Raw genomic sequence first — 12,984 nt, forward strand, 5'->3', positions numbered from 1 at the left:
AAGTCGCTAATGGCGGAGTTAAAAAGGCCCGGATTAATGCTCCGGGCCCTCGATGTCTTGAGATTTGGTAAAGGAAAGCTGAACTACTTCGTGCCGTACATGCGGTCGCCGGCATCGCCGAGGCCTGGCATGATGTAGCCCTTCTCGTTCAGATGGCTGTCGATCGCCGCCGTGAAGACAGTCACATCGGGGTGTGCCGCGCGGAAATTCCTGAGGCCTTCTGGAGCGGCGAGCAGGCAGAGGAAGCGGATATTGCGCGCGCCGCGTTCCTTCAGCTTTTCGATCGCGGCAATCGAGGAATTGCCGGTCGCAAGCATCGGATCGACGACGATGATGAGACGCTCAGCCACGTCCTCCGGCGCCTTGAAGTAATATTCCACAGGCTGCAGCGTTTCGTGGTCGCGATAGACGCCGATATGGGAAACGCGAGCCGAAGGCACGAGATCGAGCATGCCTTCGAGCAGTCCGTTGCCGGCGCGCAGGATCGAGGCGAAGACGAGCTTCTTGCCTTCCAGGATCGGCGATTCCATGGTCTGCAGCGGCGTTTCGATGGTTTCCATTGTCAGTTCGAGATCGCGCGTCACCTCGTAGCAGAGCAGGGTCGAGATCTCGCGGAGCAGCCGGCGGAAACTGCCCGTCGATGTCTCCTTGCGCCGCATGATGGTGAGTTTGTGCTGCACAAGCGGGTGATCGATGACGATGACGCCTTCCATGGCCGAGCCTTCCTTTTGTTCTTATCGGACGTTTCTTTCATGGAAAGCGCCCCAACTGCAAGAGTGGAGGCGATTTTCATGGCTTGATCCCCAAGCCCGGGCAGCTCAAAGCCGGGCGAGAAGCGCCAAGCGGCTCGCTTCATCGACGAAAGCCGCTTCAATGCCGGTCCGCGTCAGTTCGTTGATTTCGCTGTCGCTGAAGCCGAATGCATTGGCGGCCAGCTCATACTCGCGCTTTAGCGAGGTATGGAAAAAGGGCGGGTCGTCGGAACTGATCGTCACGCGCACGCCGGCTTCCTTGAGCGTGCGCAAGGGATGGGACGCGAAATCGGGAAAGACGTTCAACGCGATGTTTGAGCCGGGACAAACCTCCAGAACAGTGCCGAGATCGGCAAGCCGCCTGACGAGTTCCGCATCCTCGATCGCGCGAACGCCATGCCCGATGCGCGACGGACGCACGACGTCGAGCGCATCGGAGACGCTGAAGGCGCCACAGACCTCGCCGGCGTGGATGGTGAGGCCAAGACCCGCGTCGCGGGCGATATCGAAGGCGTGGGCATAATCCGCCACACGCCCCATTCGCTCCTCGCCGGCGAGGTTGAAGCCGGTGATTAGCGGGTTGTTGGCTTTAGCCGCGTATTCGGCAGCGGCGATCACGCTCTCAGGTCCAAAATGCCGCTCGCCGGTTACGATCAGCCGCGCTTCGATGCCGCTTTTTGCCTTCGCTTGGCGAATGCCTTCGCAGATGCCGGCGATATAGGCATCTGCGCCAAGCCCGATACGCCCGCCGTGATCCGGCGAAACGGTGAGTTCGCTATAGACCGTGCCGATCTCTGCAAGCTCCTGCAGATAGGTCTCGGTGAGCAGTGCGTAATCCTCATCAGTCCTGTAGACCTTGGAGATATTATCGTAGCATTCGAGGAAGCTCGCAAAATCATGCCAGACATATGCCCCGTCACGGAGATAGGCGCTGATGTCGGTATTGTATTTGCGGGCTTGGGCTTCCGTCAGCGCCGGGTGCGCCGCGCCCTCCAGATGGCAATGCAGCTCGACCTTCTTCAAATGCGATGTCACAGAAAACTTCTCCCGTGCGGCCCGGCGGCGATGCCAAGATGCCGGGCAACCGTCGCGCCGATATCGGCATATGTGCTGCGGACGCCGATATTGCGCGACTTCAGCCCCGGACCGTAAGCGATGATCGGCACGCGCTCGCGCGTATGGTCCGTGCCGCGCCAGGTCGGGTCGCAGCCGTGGTCAGCCGTCAGGATGACGAGATCGCCGGGCGCAAGCTTGCGGTGCACGTCCGGCAGCCGCGCATCGAAGGCTTCGAGCGCCGCGGCATAGCCAGGCACATCGCGCCGGTGGCCATAGACCATGTCGAAATCGACGAAATTCGTGAAGACGAGGTCGCCGTCCTTCGCCTCTTCCATAGCGGCGAGCGACGCGTCCATCAGTGCATCATTGCCATTCGCCTTGATGACCCTTGAAATGCCCTGGTGCGCGAAGATGTCGCCGATCTTGCCGATGGCGTGGACGTTGCGCTCCGCCTTGACGATACGATCGAGCAGCGTTGGCTCCGGAGGCGGCACCGAAAAATCGCGGCGATTGCCGGTGCGCTCGAATGTCGATGAGGTCTCGCCGACGAAAGGCCGGGCGATGACCCGGCCTATATTATGGCTGTCGAGCAGCGCCCGGGCGATGCGGCAGAAGCCGAGGAGTCGGTCGAGGCCGAAATGCGTCTCGTTCGCCGCGACCTGGAAAACGGAGTCGGACGAGGTATAGCATATCGGCTTACCGGTGCGGATATGCTCCTCGCCGAGGCGGGCGATGATTTCCGTGCCTGAGGCATGGCAATTGCCGAGGATGCCTGGAACCTCTGCAGCGCTGCAAAGCGCCTCGATAAATTGCGGCGGAAAGGCTTCGCCTTCCGTGGGGAAATAACCCCAATCGAAGGTCACGGGCGTTCCGGCAATTTCCCAATGGCCAGACGGGGTATCCTTGCCGCGGGAGATTTCGCTGGCGCAGCCATGGATGCCGTAGACTTTATCCGGAACCGGCATGCCGGCCGGAAAGCGTCCGGTTGCGGTCTTGGCGATCTGCATCAGGCCGAGCGCCGACATATTGGGAAGCGAAAGCGGGCCGGAGCGCAAGCCCGCCCTGTCGCCAGCGCCAGCCGCACAAAACTCCGCTATATGGCCAAGCGTATCCGATCCTTCGTCGCCATATTGAGCCGCATCCGGCCCGCCGCCGACGCCGAAGGAATCGAGAACGAAGAGAAATGCACGTGCCATCTTTACCCATCAAGCTGAGCGGCCAATGAACCGCAATCCCGCTCAGGCATATAATGCTGCCGCAGGCTTGGCAAATTTCAAAGTTCGGAAAGGATCCTGATCAGCAATCGCCGCAGGCGACATTGTCGCCCTGTCGCTGGCGGTAATAATAGGTGCGCCGGATGGTGAGTTCCTGCATGTCGCCTGGAAGAAAATCGGGGCCGAATGCGAACAGCTTGTAGGGAATGCTGAGGTCGGCCCGCACGAGAAAGCTGTCTGCCTTTTTCATATCGGCCGGGACGTCGGTGACGGCGGTATTGGCCGCGTAGGGCGCTGTCGTGGTGTTGCTCGCCCAGGACCAGAAAACCTTGGCGTTGGCCGCGGCATCGATGTTGATGCCGGTCACTTTGATCTGCATGCCGGTCGTATCGAAGGGAGTGAAAATCGCGCCGGCAACAGAACTGATCTCGGTCAGCGAACTCTTGGTCACGTCCTTCTGCTGCGTGATCAGATCGGCGATCGAGCCGGCCGCGCGGCTGGTGCGTTTGCTGACGCTCAGTCCAATGGTGATCTCGAAGGCGCCGATATAGAGCATCACCAGGACGGGAAAGAGGATGGCGAACTCGATTGCGCCGACGCCGCTGCGGTCGCGTCCGAACCGGACGAGCTTGTCTTTCAGCCGCATCAGCGTTCCGTTCGCCGTCATCAGTATGGCTCGTTTTGGAAGGCGGCCGTGGCGACGATCAGGTAGTCGTTCAGCCTTGATCCGTCGGCAGTGCGGTATGGTGTGATATAGGGCCGGATAAGATCGGCGATGATCTGCCAGTGGTAATAGGCGCGAACCATATTGATCGAGCCGGAGCCGCCGGGTGAATATTGCATCGCCGATGTATCGAGGCCCGTCGCATTCATTGGAACAGCGGCGGGGATTTCGGAAAATTTGCTGAACGTGCGAACATCGAGCCTAAGCTTGTCCGGGGTGGCGATCTCGGCTTCGGAGCACTGGATCAGGATCGAGACCTCGTCGCAAAACTCCTGCCGGAACGCCGCCTCACCAACGGTAGAGATGATCTGTCCGGTCCGCATCTTGCGGCTCATGGTGTCGACGGCGTTGGACACCAGTTCTTCCGCAGCAAAGGCGATGAAGGTCTCCAGAATTGCGAAGATCACCATGAAATAGGGGATGGCGAGCAGCGCGAATTCTATCGCTGCCGAGCCGTCGCGCGAGCGCGCAAAAGCCCGCCATCCGCTCCGTTTGCCGGGCGGCGTGCAGGTTCTGTCTGCCTGGTGATCACTGGTCGCCATAGCGCCATCCCGAAGAACGTTCATGCGCTGATCGTAGCGGGCGTTCGTTGATTTTCCGTTTCAGGGCGGGTCAACAATTTAACGGATGAAGCTTCCTCAGCCGCCCGCATCGGCCGCATTGTTCTGCTGCGTGTGCTGTTCGCAGTTCGGCGTGCAGGAAAGGACCGAGCGATCGGTCTGCCGGTAGACGCGAACGGTGTTGCCTTCGTCGATGGAGACGAGGACGGTCTCGTCGAGTATCGCATTGCCATCGGCATCGAGCAGCACCAGGTTTGTCGTCCCGAAGCTGCGGCCTGTCAGCACGATCGTCTTCGGATCGGCAACGGTCGCATCGGCAACCTTGGAATTGCCGATAATCACCTTGCTGGCTGGCCGGTCGAGCTTCAAGACACGCGCATGATCCATATAGACGCGCAGCACGTCTTCCTCGGCGCGCGCGGGAGCCTGAAGCCCGCAAAGCACGAGGATGGCGGCTGCGGTAAAAGGGATAGTCTTGCCGCTCGGTGGCATAGGGCTCTCTTTACTGGAATCCGGATCAGAGTCCGGTAGAAATCTCAAAACAGAATGGAAAAAAATGGTGAATGAAGCTTTAAGAATCGTTGGAACTGCCCGGTGACGGCACGTATTTGTCCGAATTGGGTCATGTGAGAAGAATTTCCTGAGTGCGATGATCTGTAATGACGCAGCCTATGTAACGTTTCGGCGCATCCCGAAGATTGGTGTGTTATAAGATTCGTAATATAGTTAAATTGGAATATATCCTAGTAACGCAATGCTTACCATGGCAGTTTCTACTTTAGCATTTACGATCTGGTAACCCTCTTCCTTAAGCCGATTGAAATGGCGCCTCGCTAGGTTGTGGCATCCGATCAACGGCACAGTTGGCGGACGTGCTGAACCTCAACTGGAGTTAGGAAACCATGACCAAGCTTTTTAGCCGTTTTCTGAAGGACGAATCCGGCGCAACCGCAATCGAATACGGCCTGATCGCAGCGCTGATTTCCGTAGCGCTGATCACCGGCGCAACGACTCTCGGCAGCTCGCTGAACAACACCTTCCAGAATATCTCGGAAAAGATGGTCGACGCGGAAACGGCCAATTAACCGGGTTTATTCTTCCAGAAGCTCGAGCAAGCGAAAACCGCTCTTCCTATGAGCGGTTTTTGATTTTCTGCCGAATGGAGAAGTTTTGATGCTGGCAGCCGCCATATTCCTGATCTTCCCTCTCTGCTTGGCGATGGCGGCATTTTCCGATCTGCTCACGATGACAATCCCAAATCGCGTTTCGCTGATTCTGATTGCTGCTTTTCTCATCATCGCCCCCTTAGCCGGCATGCCACTTCCGCACATCGGTATGCATCTCCTTGCAGCGATGATTGTATTTCTGGCCTGTTTCGTGCTTTTCGCCCTTAACGTAATGGGCGGGGGCGATGCAAAGCTCTTGAGCGCGACGGCTATATGGTTCGGCTTCAATCAATCGCTTCTGCTTTTCGTCGTTTCCGTCGGCCTGATTGGTGGGTTGCTTACCTTCCTCATTCTTCTCTTGCGCACTCAGTCCAACACGATCCTCGCCATCGGCTTGCCGGTGCCGAATTCGCTCCTGCTCGCAAAGAAGATTCCTTACGGCATCGCCATCGCCATTGGCGGCTTCATGGCGTTCCCGTATTCGACGATTCTGATCGCTGCGCTGGAAACACTGCAATAACGGCGGTTTAAACCTCCATTAACTTAAAATGTAAGTGTTCCGTTAACTATAATTACACCAATTCCTGAGCATTCTTCGGGGTGAACAAACCGTCTCCCGAGGACAGCTGAATGAAGCCCGCCCGTTTGATGATACTTTCAGTGGCCGTCGTTGCCGCTGGCCTCGCCGGTCTGCTGGCGATGAAGCTTGCCGGGCGCGGCGGTGTCGTCACGCAGGTCCAGTCGGTCGTCGAGAAGGAACCCACGGTCAACGTGCTGGTATCGAGCGCCAATCTGCCGGTCGGCGCCCGCATTGACGACAAAGCGGTTCACTGGATGCCCTGGCCGCGTGGCGCCGTCGTTCAGGGCTTCATCACCGAAGCCGACAAACCGGATGCGATCAAGGATATGCAGGGCGCGGTAGTCCGTTTGCCGGTCTTCGAAGGCGAGCCGATCCGTCCCGAAAAAATCGCCGATTCCAACAGCCGTATCCTCTCGGCGCTTCTGCCGGCCGGCAAGCGCGCTGTCGCGACGGAAATCTCGGTCGCAACCGGCGCCGGCGGCTTCATCCTGCCGAACGACCGTGTGGACGTCATCATGGTCCGCAGGGCCCAGGGAAGCGAAAAGTTCCTAACCGAGGCCGTGCTGAGCAACGTGCGCGTTCTCGCCATCGATCAGCAGATTCAAGAAAAAGACGATGGTTCCAAGGCTGTCGTGGGCACCACGGCGACCCTGGAACTGACGCCCGATCAAACGAAAGTTCTGACTGTCGCGCAGCAGATGGCCGACAAGCTGTCGCTTGCCCTGCGTTCCGTAGCCGACGCGCAGGAGCAAGATACGAGCGCTGCCGATTATCTACTGAACGGAGACAACGGGAGCGCGCTCGTTCAGGTCATCAAATCCGGTTCGATCGTCACAGACAGCAGTGCGCCAAAGGCCGAGTAAGGGGAAATTAATGGTCAACACAATGCGGCGCACCAAGTCTCTCCTCGCGGGCTTCCTTACGCTAACAACGGCTATTTCGGGGCTGACGCCCTCCGCTTTCGGGCCACTGGTTGGCGCGGGCATTGCGCATGCGGAATCGGAAGGCGTCATCCAGATCTCGCGGACCGGTCCCGGCGCCCACCGCCGCGTTAGGCTCGGCCTCAACAAGGCGGTGGTCGTCGATCTACCGGAGGAAGCGCATGACATCCTCGTCTCCGATCCGTCGATGGCCGATGCGGTGACGCGCACCTCGCGCCGCATCTATCTTTTCGGCAAGAAAGTCGGCCAAACGAACATCTTCATTTTCGGGAGCGATGGCCAGGAAGTCGTGAGCCTCGATATCGAAATCGAGCGCGATGTCTCCGGCCTCGAGACGAACCTGAGGCGTTTCATCGTCGACTCCAACATCAAGGTCGAGATCGTGTCGGACAACATCGTGCTGACCGGCACCGTCCGCACGCCACAGGACGCCAAGCAAGCCGCCGACCTTGCCCAGGCGTTCCTGACCGGTGGCGAAGCGACGACGCGAACCGAAACGGCCTCCAGCAGCGCATCGGGGGGCGATGTCGCGCTTTTCGCCGAGGCCCGCCAGCAATCGCAGGTCGTCAACCTGCTGCAGATTGAGGGCGAGGACCAGGTCACGCTCAAGGTGACGATCGCAGAGGTCCGCCGCGAAATTCTGAAACAGCTCGGCTTCGACAATCTCGTATCGAATTCCTCGGGCTTGACCGTGGCGCAACTCGGCCTTCCTTCGGCGGATGGCGCCGCTGCGACGGTCGGCGGCGGACTTGCGGCCCTCTTCAAGACCTCGATCGGCAAGTATGACATATCGACCTATTTGAATGCACTAGAGCAGGCGAAGGTCGTTAGAACGCTTGCCGAGCCTACGCTGACGGCGATTTCAGGTCAGGCTGCTACCTTCAATTCGGGCGGCCAGGTCCTCTATTCGACCACCGACAACGACGGCAACGTGACGGTCGTTCCCTACAACTACGGCATCAATCTGGCCTTCAAGCCGGTGGTTCTCTCCTCAGGACGCATCAGCCTTGAGATCAAGACCAACGTGTCCGAGCCGGCTCCGTCCGTCTCGGGATCCCAGCCGACCTACCAGCGCCGTTCGGCGGAAACATCCATTGAGCTTCCGTCCGGCGGCTCGATCGCGCTTGCCGGCCTGATCAGGGACAACGTTTCGCAAACGTCGAACGGCACGCCGGGTGCGAATAAGATCCCGCTGCTGGGGACGCTGTTCCGCCAAAGAACGGTGCAGCGAGAGGAAACCGAGCTCGTGATCATCGCGACCCCCTATCTGGTACGCCCCGTCGCCCGCAACGAGCTCAACAGGCCGGACGACAATTTCAGTCCGGAGCATGACGGCCAGGCGTTCTTCATGAACCGTGTCAACAAGGTTTACGGCCGCCGCGAAGTTCCGGTGGCCGACGCGCAATTCCACGGTTCCATTGGGTTTATCTACAAATGAGCGGCGCAGGATCGAAAACGATGAAACGATATGGTGATCAGGCGATGGCTCAAAACAGGAAAGCCACGATACGATCCGTCACGCTTGGCGCAGCGGCCCTTGCGGCCGCCATGCTTTCCGGCTGCGCGGCTCCCCGCGACAATTTGACGACCGGCGGCATTCCCGACGATTACCGGCAGCGCCATCCGATCGTGGTGGCGGAGGCCGAGCAGACGGTCGATATCCCGGTCGCGTCGACCGATCGGCGCTTGACGATTGCCCAGCGTGACATGATCCGCGGCTTCGCTGCCAATTATATATCCCGGGCTTCCGGCCCGGTTTATGTCATGACGCCCCAAGGCTCGCCAAACTCGGCCGCGACAAGCCAGGTGCGCAACCAGGTACGGGCCGAGCTCTCGAAGAGAGGGATACCGAGCTCGAAGATCGTCAATGCAAGCTACTCCGCAGCGCCTGGCGATGCAGCGCCGATCCGCCTCAGTTTCGTCGGCATGACGGCCATGACCTCCCAGTGCGGCCAATGGCCCAGGGATATCGGCGGCGGTTTCGACAACCAGAATTATTACAATTTCGGCTGCGCCACACAGAACAATCTGGCCGCACAGATCGCCAATCCGGAAGATTTGATTGCGCCGCGCGGCATGACGCCGATCGATGCTGCGCGCCGCAATGACGCCATCACCGAATACCGCGAATACAGGACTGTCCTCGAACAGTCCTCGTCAGGTGGTTTCTAGTGGGGAGCATCGAAACTATGAGCCCTATCGAATACGAGATCAAAAACACGACGGAGCTTCAGCACGCGGAAGACGCCGTTCGCATGGGCGAGCTGGAGAACATGCGCCCGCTGCCGCGTATCTCCGTGCATGCCTTCTGCGAGAGCGAGGCGCTTCAGCGTGTGATGGAGCGCTGCGGCAACGACCGGAGGATGTCGAAGGTCAGCCTGCGGATCACCAGCGGCGGCGTCGCGGCGGCTGCCAACATGTTCGCCAGTGCCCCGACCCCCAATCTGATCATCCTCGAAACCAAGGCCAATGCGGCAAGCCTGCTCTCGGAGCTCGCGCCGCTAGCGGCCGTTTGCGATCCGAGCACCAAGGTCGTCATCATCGGCTATTACAACGACATCGCGCTTTACCGCGAGCTGATCCGCAACGGCATTTCCGAATACATGGTCCAGCCGGTCGCGATGCCGGACATCATGATGGCCATGGCGTCGATCTTCGTCGATCCGGATGCCGAGCCGCTTGGCCGCAGCATCGCCTTCATCGGCTCCAAGGGAGGCACGGGTGCCTCGACGATCGCGCACAACTGCGCTTTCGGCATATCCAATCTCTTCTCGACCGAGACGATCCTCGCCGATCTCGACCTGCCCTACGGCACGGCCAACATCGATTTCGACCAGGACCCGACGCAGGGGATCGCCGAGGCGGTCTTTGCTCCCGATCGGCTTGACGAGGTTTTCCTCGATCGTTTGCTGACGAAATGTTCGGAACATCTGTCGCTGCTTGCAGCACCATCGATTCTTGATCGCGCCTATGATTTCGATGGCCAGGCGTTTCAGCCGGTCCTTGAAGTCCTGCAGCGCAGTGCGCCGGTGACGGTGCTCGACGTTCCGCATGCCTGGTCGGAATGGACGCGATCGGTCCTGGCTTCGGCAGATGAGGTTGTCATCTGCGCCGTTCCCGATCTTGCGAACCTGCGCAACGCAAAGAACATGCTCGATGCCCTGCGCAAGCTGCGCCCGAACGACAAGATGCCGCACCTGATCCTAAATCAGGTCGGCATGCCGAAACGGCCGGAAATCGCCCCATCCGATTTCTGCGAACCGCTTGAGATCGAGCCGATCGCGATCATTCCTTTCGACGTAGGTCTGTTCGGCAATGCCGCCAACAGCGGCCGCATGATCTCCGAGATGGACCCGAAATCACCCACCGCGGAGACCTTCTCCCAGCTGGCACACATCGTCACCGGCCGTATCGCCATCAAGAAGGCAAAGCGCGGCGGCCTGATGGGACTGCTGAAGCGCGCCAGGTAAAGACGAAAACGAGTAGATTGGATTTTGTGGCATGTTCGGAAAACGCGGAAATGAAGGCCAAGGAAAGGGCGGCGGCGTAAGCGCACCGCCACCGCCGTCAGCCGCTGCGGCTCCCGCTTCCGCGCCCGCCGTGCTGGTCGAGCCGGCAAGAGAGCCTGGCCGGTATCAGGTGACGCCGCCGCCCATGCAGACACCGCAGCGCCGGCGGCCAGCCCGCACCGACGAATATTACGACACCAAGGCACAGGTCTTCTCGGCGCTGATCGATACGATTGATCTCTCCCAGCTTGCCAAGCTGGATGGGGAAAGCGCCCGCGAGGAAATCCGCGATATCGTCAACGATATCATCACCATCAAGAACTTCGCGATGTCGATTTCCGAGCAGGAAGAGCTGCTCGAAGACATCTGCAACGATGTTCTCGGCTATGGACCGCTGGAGCCGCTGCTCGCGCGCGACGACATTTCCGACATCATGGTCAACGGCGCCGGCCAGACCTTCATCGAAGTCGGCGGCAAGACGATCGAGTCTGAGATCCGCTTCCGCGACAACGGCCAGCTCCTTTCTATCTGCCAGCGTATCGTCAGCCAGGTCGGCCGCCGCGTCGACGAATCGAGCCCGATCTGCGACGCTCGCCTGCCGGACGGCTCGCGTGTCAACGTCATCGCTCCGCCGCTGGCGATCGATGGCCCGGCGCTTACCATCCGTAAGTTCAAGAAGGACAAGCTGACGCTCGATCAACTCGTCCGCTTTGGCGCGATCACGTCGGAAGGCGCAACGCTTTTGCAGATCATAGGCCGCGTCCGCTGCAACGTCGTGATCTCCGGCGGCACCGGTTCCGGCAAGACAACGCTTCTGAACTGCCTGACGAACTATATCGACAGGGACGAGCGCGTTATCACCTGTGAGGATACGGCGGAACTGCAGCTGCAGCAGCCGCATGTGGTGCGGCTGGAAACCCGTCCGCCGAACATCGAAGGCGAAGGCGAGATCACCATGCGCGACCTCGTCAAGAACTGCCTTCGTATGCGTCCGGAACGCATCATCGTCGGCGAAGTGCGTGGACCGGAGGTCTTCGACCTTCTGCAGGCGATGAACACCGGTCACGACGGCTCAATGGGAACGATCCACTCGAACTCGCCCCGCGAATGTCTGAGCCGTATCGAATCCATGATCGCGATGGGTGGCTACAGTCTGCCGGCAAAGACTGTTCGCGAAATCATCGCCGGTTCGATCGACGTCATAATTCAGGCAGCGCGGCTGCGCGACGGCTCGCGGCGTATTACGGCGATCACCGAGGTGATCGGCATGGAAGGCGATGTGATCATCACCCAGGACCTGATGCGGTACGAGATCGACGGCGAGGACGCCGCCGGCCGCCTCATCGGGCGTCACCTGTCAACCGGTATCGGCAAACCGCATTTCTGGGATCGCGCGCGCTACTACAACGAAGAAAAGCGCCTTGCCGCTGCCTTGGATCAGATGGAAGAAAAGTCGAAGGAAGTATGATGTTCGGCCTCGATGCGATAGTGCTTGCCATCATCGCGCTGGTTGCGGTCGCAGCGGGCGCGGTGTGCTATGGCCTGCTCTTCAGCCGTATGGAGACCGAGAAGAAGGCTGCCAATCGCGTCAGCCGCGTCGCCTCAAACGAGACCGACCGGGTGAAGGTCAAGGCCGCACGGGACCGTGTGCAGGAAATGTCGAAACGCCGCAAGTCGGTGCAGGACAATCTCAAGGACCTCGAAAAACGCCAGCAGGAAAACACAAAACGGAAACTGTCCCTGAAGTCGCGGCTGACCCAAGCGGGCTTTGCCATCACGCCCGCTAAATTCTACATGTTCGGCGCCGCCTTCGGGCTGTTCCTGATGCTGATCGCATTGCTCGCCGGCGCTCCGATGCTGGTCGTTCTTGCGCTTCCAGTCGTTGCTGGACTCGGCCTGCCGCGCTGGATACTGGGATTCCTGATCAAGCGCCGCCAGAACAAATTCCTCAACGAATTTCCGAACGCGCTCGACGTCATCGTGCGTTCGATCAAGTCCGGCCTGCCGCTGAACGATGCGATCCGCCTCATCGCAAACGAAGGCCGCGATCCGGTGAAAACCGAATTTCGCCGGGTCGTGGAATCGCAACAGGTCGGCCTCAGTGTTCCCGACGCCTGCGCGCGCATGACCAACTACATGCCGTTGCAGGAAGTCAGTTTCTTCGCGATCGTCATCGCCATTCAGTCGCAGGCCGGCGGCAATCTTTCCGAAGCGATCGGCAACCTTTCGAAGGTTCTGCGCGACCGCAAGAAGATGAAGGCCAAGGTGCAGGCGCTTTCGATGGAAGCCAAGGCTTCCGCCGTCATCATCGGCGCCTTGCCCTTCATCGTCGCCACGCTCGTTTACCTCACGTCGCCGCAATACATGATCATTCTCTTCACCGATCCGCGCGGGCATTTCATCATGGGCGCTTCGGCGGTCTGGATGTCGATCGGTATCTTCGTCATGCGCAACATGGTCAATTTCGACATCTAACCGGAAG

General features: G+C 59.6%; 14 protein-coding genes. 8 read left to right on the top strand and 6 right to left on the bottom strand.

Features of this window, described 5'->3' with window-relative positions:
• Nucleotides 1–83: 83 nt before the first annotated feature.
• The 6 genes from upp to N2599_RS19370 form a co-directional block, all read right to left on the bottom strand.
• Nucleotides 84–713: a uracil phosphoribosyltransferase gene (gene upp, locus N2599_RS19345; RefSeq protein ID WP_027510526.1), complete on the bottom strand. Its 630-nt coding sequence runs from the start codon at nt 711–713 to the stop codon at nt 84–86.
• Nucleotides 714–818: 105 nt separating this feature from the next.
• Nucleotides 819–1,787 (bottom strand): adenosine deaminase, encoded by a 969-nt coding sequence (locus N2599_RS19350; protein ID WP_027510527.1) that lies wholly within the window; start codon nt 1,785–1,787, stop codon nt 819–821.
• Nucleotides 1,784–3,004 carry a phosphopentomutase gene (locus N2599_RS19355; RefSeq protein ID WP_027510528.1) on the bottom strand — a complete coding sequence of 407 codons (1,221 nt, stop codon included), beginning with the start codon at nt 3,002–3,004 and terminating at the stop codon, nt 1,784–1,786. Before N2599_RS19355 ends, N2599_RS19350 begins: the two co-directional genes overlap by 4 nt.
• A 100-nt stretch (nt 3,005–3,104) precedes the next feature.
• Complete coding sequence (locus tag N2599_RS19360) at nt 3,105–3,689, bottom strand: TadE/TadG family type IV pilus assembly protein (protein ID WP_037142136.1); 585 nt, start codon at nt 3,687–3,689, stop codon at nt 3,105–3,107.
• The gene (locus N2599_RS19365) at nt 3,689–4,288 is read right to left on the bottom strand and encodes a TadE/TadG family type IV pilus assembly protein (protein WP_027510530.1); all 600 of its coding nucleotides are present in this window, start codon (nt 4,286–4,288) and stop codon (nt 3,689–3,691) included. Before N2599_RS19365 ends, N2599_RS19360 begins: the two co-directional genes overlap by 1 nt.
• A gap of 96 nt (nt 4,289–4,384) precedes the next feature.
• Complete coding sequence (locus N2599_RS19370; protein WP_027510531.1) at nt 4,385–4,798, bottom strand: pilus assembly protein N-terminal domain-containing protein; 414 nt, start codon at nt 4,796–4,798, stop codon at nt 4,385–4,387.
• Between the two features lie 410 nt (nt 4,799–5,208).
• Here N2599_RS19370 and N2599_RS19375 point away from each other — a divergent pair, with 410 nt between their 5' ends.
• From N2599_RS19375 to N2599_RS19410, 8 genes are all read left to right on the top strand, one after another.
• Nucleotides 5,209–5,391: a Flp family type IVb pilin gene (locus tag N2599_RS19375; RefSeq protein WP_027510532.1), complete on the top strand. Its 183-nt coding sequence runs from the start codon at nt 5,209–5,211 to the stop codon at nt 5,389–5,391.
• An 88-nt stretch (nt 5,392–5,479) separates the two neighbouring features.
• Entirely contained in the window at nt 5,480–5,992 is a 513-nt protein-coding gene (locus N2599_RS19380; RefSeq protein WP_027510533.1) for an A24 family peptidase, read from the top strand.
• Between the two features lie 110 nt (nt 5,993–6,102).
• A complete protein-coding gene (cpaB, locus tag N2599_RS19385) occupies nt 6,103–6,915 on the top strand; it encodes a Flp pilus assembly protein CpaB (RefSeq protein ID WP_027510534.1) in 813 nt (270 codons plus the stop codon).
• Nucleotides 6,916–6,925: 10 nt separating this feature from the next.
• A complete protein-coding gene (locus tag N2599_RS19390; protein WP_027510535.1) occupies nt 6,926–8,431 on the top strand; it encodes a type II and III secretion system protein family protein in 1,506 nt (501 codons plus the stop codon).
• Nucleotides 8,428–9,165, top strand: coding sequence for a CpaD family pilus assembly protein (locus tag N2599_RS19395; protein ID WP_027510536.1), 738 nt, complete (start codon nt 8,428–8,430; stop codon nt 9,163–9,165). The genes N2599_RS19390 and N2599_RS19395 overlap by 4 nt, the downstream gene beginning before the upstream one ends.
• 17 nt (nt 9,166–9,182) lie before the next feature.
• Nucleotides 9,183–10,463: a CpaE/TadZ family protein gene (locus tag N2599_RS19400; protein ID WP_027510537.1), complete on the top strand. Its 1,281-nt coding sequence runs from the start codon at nt 9,183–9,185 to the stop codon at nt 10,461–10,463.
• 31 nt (nt 10,464–10,494) lie between these two features.
• Nucleotides 10,495–11,970, top strand: coding sequence for a TadA family conjugal transfer-associated ATPase (locus tag N2599_RS19405; protein WP_027510538.1), 1,476 nt, complete (start codon nt 10,495–10,497; stop codon nt 11,968–11,970).
• Entirely contained in the window at nt 11,970–12,977 is a 1,008-nt protein-coding gene (locus N2599_RS19410; protein ID WP_027510539.1) for a type II secretion system F family protein, read from the top strand. Before N2599_RS19405 ends, N2599_RS19410 begins: the two co-directional genes overlap by 1 nt.
• The last annotated feature ends 7 nt before the right edge of the window (nt 12,978–12,984 follow it).

Source organism: Rhizobium sullae, assembly GCF_025200715.1.
GTDB classification, from domain to species: domain Bacteria; phylum Pseudomonadota; class Alphaproteobacteria; order Rhizobiales; family Rhizobiaceae; genus Rhizobium; species Rhizobium sullae.